The sequence below is a fragment of the Paenibacillus sp. OT2-17 genome (assembly GCF_009827695.1).
GTDB classification, from domain to species: Bacteria; Bacillota; Bacilli; order Paenibacillales; family Paenibacillaceae; genus Paenibacillus; species Paenibacillus polymyxa_B.
In genome coordinates, this window is sequence record NZ_WUDQ01000397.1 from 1 (window position 1) to 3,469 (window position 3,469).

Genomic DNA, 3,469 nt, shown 5'->3' on the forward strand with positions numbered 1-3,469 from the left:
AATGCATAGGCCAAAGGTATACGAATGCCCCATAATGAAATAATGGTAATTAAAAGCGGTATCATTACGGAACCCGTTGATCGAACAACACCTGTAATGACATTGGTAACACCGAATATAACAAAAGACCACAAAGTGATCAGATTAATCCGCATACCCAATTCCAATGCACCCCCCGTAGAAGGAAGGAACATGAGCAAGGCCTGACGGTTAAACACGTAAATTAATACCACAGCTCCACCAGTCAACACAAAATTATACACAATCCCAATCCAGGTTGTCATGCGCACTCGATCCCAACGTCCGGCTCCGATATTTTGAGCGGCAAAGGAAGATACGGCTGCACCTAACGCCATTGCCGGCATCTGCACATAGCTGGACAAATTATTGGCTGCTGTATAAGCTGCTGCTGCCACTGTTCCGTAGCCATTAATCAGATTCATTAAAGCAATCGCGCTGGTGGAGACAGCAATCATTTGCAACCCCATCGGCACTCCCTTACGGATTAGGGTCCAAATAATCTTCCAATCAAATCTGAGTAAATGAAGCTCTGAAGAAGCAATGCGCAAAAAATATTTTACTCGATATAGGTAAATGAGGATCAACACAAAGCTGATCCCTTGAGCGATCAGGGTAGCAGTAGCGGAACCTCCAATGCCCATAGCAGGAATCGGTCCCCATCCGAATATTAACAGCGGGTTGAGTAGTACATCCAGTACGACGGAAACGATTAGAAAATAAAATGGTGTTTTGGAATCTCCAGCCCCTCTCATTACAGTCATTATGTAGTTATAGCCGTACAAAAAGGGCATGCCTGCGAAAATAATACGTGTATACGTGATCGCCATATTCACCGATTCGGCAGGTGTATTGAGTACATGAAGAATCCAAGGCGCACTCAAAAATCCGATAATACCTATAGCAAAAGCGAGCACCAGAAAAAAGACTGCACTTGTACCTACTACACGCTTGGTTTCAGCTACGTCTCCTGCTCCGATATTTTGTCCGATCATAATAGTGGCAGCCATGGTGACGCCAAAAATCGAACTGATAAGAAAAAACATTATAATATTTCCATTGGAAGCGGCAGTCAATGCGGCTTCTCCCAGAAACTTTCCAACCCAGATCGAGTTGATCGTTCCATTCAGGGATTGCAGAATGTTTCCGAACAGCATCGGCAAAGAGAACATAAACAGCGTTTTGGCAATAGGACCTTCAATCAGGGAAGGCTTACGACTAGCCTCTGCTGCACTCATTTTCTCAACTCCTTCAATTTAAGATGTCTTCTGCTTAGTTTTATTACGTATAATACCCTATTCCTGCTCAATCTTCTCATATCATAAACGTATTTACGCAAAAAAGCGCAGTCCCTTAAATGTAAGGAACTGCGCTCTCAATTCATAGTTTAACCGTAATATATAAGACATCCGTAGAAACGGAACCATTCTTACAATTCAGTTACACTTACAGTTTGATTACGTTAGCTGCTTGGGGTCCACGGTTACCTTCAGTAATTTCGAATTCAACCGCTTGACCTTCTTCCAAAGTTTTAAAGCCGTCGCCTTGGATTGCGGAGAAATGTACGAATACGTCCTCGCCACCATCCATTTGAATGAAGCCATAACCTTTTTCTGCGTTAAACCATTTAACTGTACCTTTCAAGTGAACAACCTCCTAAAAATACCGCCATCTATGGCGAATATCCATATTATACTTCATGCTTTTTCACAATGCAATTGATGTTTTTCCTGGTTTTTCGGGCTGGAATGATTTGCTTTTGCGGCGGAAACTGCGGTATCATGAACCAAAACATCTATAAAATCGGAGACATGCATATGATGAAAAAACACGAAATATACAAAAAAGACAATTGGAACATGATGACTGTCGAGGTGCAGGGCCGTTACATCGTTCTACGGGAAATATCCGATGATTGGGGCGAGGAAGCCCACACGTTTTTAAGCCGTCCGGCGCTGATGCATTGGGCTCAAAATCGGTTTCCCAAGCAGTCCTTTCAAGATAATGAGGAAGAGTGGCAGCGGATCATGAACGCTTTCAAACAGGTCTAGCCTATTCATGGTGTCCAACAGCTATCTCATCTTCATTATTCTGGCCTTCACGCTGGGCGGAGTGCTGATCATGAAGCGTGATACGATACCGACTCCTCTCAAAAAGTGGATGGCCCTCACTGCTGTAATCATGGTTTGCCTTGCCTTTTATCTTATTGTATACAGCTTATTAAATATAGGTTCCAACCCACAGTAAGGAAAATTATACTTTCGGGCGTAAGAGGTCATACTATGGCATAACAAGCCATGGTATAAGGAGGATCTGCCGTTACATGCATCCTGTAAAACCTCTTGCCCTGCTGCTTACGGTAAGCGTGGCGGTTTCTTCGTTTTGGCATCCGTCCCTTACTGCCGCAGCCCTACCCCACATTACGTTCGATCAGAGGAGGCTCTCCATGAGTGAAATTGTAAAACGCGCTGATGCGCCAGTGGAAAATACATGGAAACTGGAAGATTTGTTTCCCAACCGCAAAGCATGGGATCAAGAATACGAAGAAGTCAAACAACTAGCCAAAAAGGCTGAACATTTCCAAGGCAAGCTCAATTCAGCAGAGTCGATTGGCAGCTGCTTTAAATTGGAAGATGAATTGTCGCTTAAAACCGAGCGTGTATATGTGTACGCACATCTGCATCATGATGAGGATACAGCTGAACCTACATACCAGGGTCTTTCGCAAAAAGCCAAAAAATTAGGCGTTGAGGTTAGCGAGTCTCTTTCTTTTGTGACGCCTGAAATTTTGGCACTGCCGGATCAACAGCTTGATGCCTTCATTGAAGATCCGAAGCTTGCAGATTATCGGTTTACACTTCAAGAAATGAAGCGGGAAAAAGCACATATTTTGGGCAAGACAGAAGAAGCACTGCTCGCTCAGGTTGGCAATCTGGCTCAAGCCCCGCAAACGATTTTTGGCATGCTCAACAATGCTGATCTGAAGTTTCCAAAAATTAAGGATGAGAACGGCAAAGAGGTTGAGCTGACTCATGGCAGCTACATTCAATTCCTCGAAAGTCCGCACCGCGAAGTACGCGAACGTGCTTTTAAAGCGGTATATGACACATATGCCAAAAATAAAAATACAATTGCTTCTACACTAAGTGCCAATGTAAACAAAAATATTTTTTATTCTCGTGTTCGCAAATACCCTTCTGTACTGGAAATGTCACTGTACGGTGACAATATTCCGAAGGAAGTATATACGAATCTCATTGATACCATTCATGAAAGCTTGCCCCTGCTCCATCGTTACATCAAGCTGCGTAAAAAGTTGTTAGGTGTGGACGAGCTCCATATGTATGATTTGTTCGCTCCACTTGTGGACGAATACAAGATGGACATTACGTATGAAGACGCCAAAAAGCAAACAAAGGAAGGCCTTAAGCCACTTGGCGAGGACTATCTG

General features: G+C 43.5%; 5 protein-coding genes. 3 read left to right on the forward strand and 2 right to left on the reverse strand.

The window, feature by feature from the left end; genetic code table 11:
• On the reverse strand, positions 1-1,256 hold a 1,256-nt coding region (locus GRP75_RS21885; RefSeq protein WP_160790349.1), incomplete at its 3' end, for an MATE family efflux transporter.
• Between the two features lie 208 nt (positions 1,257-1,464).
• Complete coding sequence (locus GRP75_RS21890) at positions 1,465-1,662, reverse strand: cold shock domain-containing protein (RefSeq protein ID WP_013309706.1); 198 nt, start codon at positions 1,660-1,662, stop codon at positions 1,465-1,467.
• A 173-nt stretch (positions 1,663-1,835) separates the two neighbouring features.
• Here GRP75_RS21890 and GRP75_RS21895 point away from each other — a divergent pair, with 173 nt between their 5' ends.
• The 3 genes from GRP75_RS21895 to GRP75_RS21905 form a co-directional block, all read left to right on the forward strand.
• A complete protein-coding gene (locus GRP75_RS21895) occupies positions 1,836-2,069 on the forward strand; it encodes a hypothetical protein (RefSeq protein ID WP_013309704.1) in 234 nt (77 codons plus the stop codon).
• Between the two features lie 7 nt (positions 2,070-2,076).
• Positions 2,077-2,265 carry a hypothetical protein gene (locus GRP75_RS29955; protein WP_025715827.1) on the forward strand — a complete coding sequence of 63 codons (189 nt, stop codon included), beginning with the start codon at positions 2,077-2,079 and terminating at the stop codon, positions 2,263-2,265.
• Between the two features lie 199 nt (positions 2,266-2,464).
• On the forward strand, positions 2,465-3,469 hold a 1,005-nt coding region (locus tag GRP75_RS21905; protein WP_160790350.1), incomplete at its 3' end, for a M3 family metallopeptidase.

What these genes read in the sequence shown, in the direction of transcription:
- GRP75_RS21895 (WP_013309704.1), top strand. Translation starts at nt 1,836, where the DNA reads ATGATGAAAAAACACGAAATATACAAAAAAGACAATTGGAACATGATG.
- GRP75_RS29955 (WP_025715827.1), top strand. Translation starts at nt 2,077, where the DNA reads ATGGTGTCCAACAGCTATCTCATCTTCATTATTCTGGCCTTCACGCTG.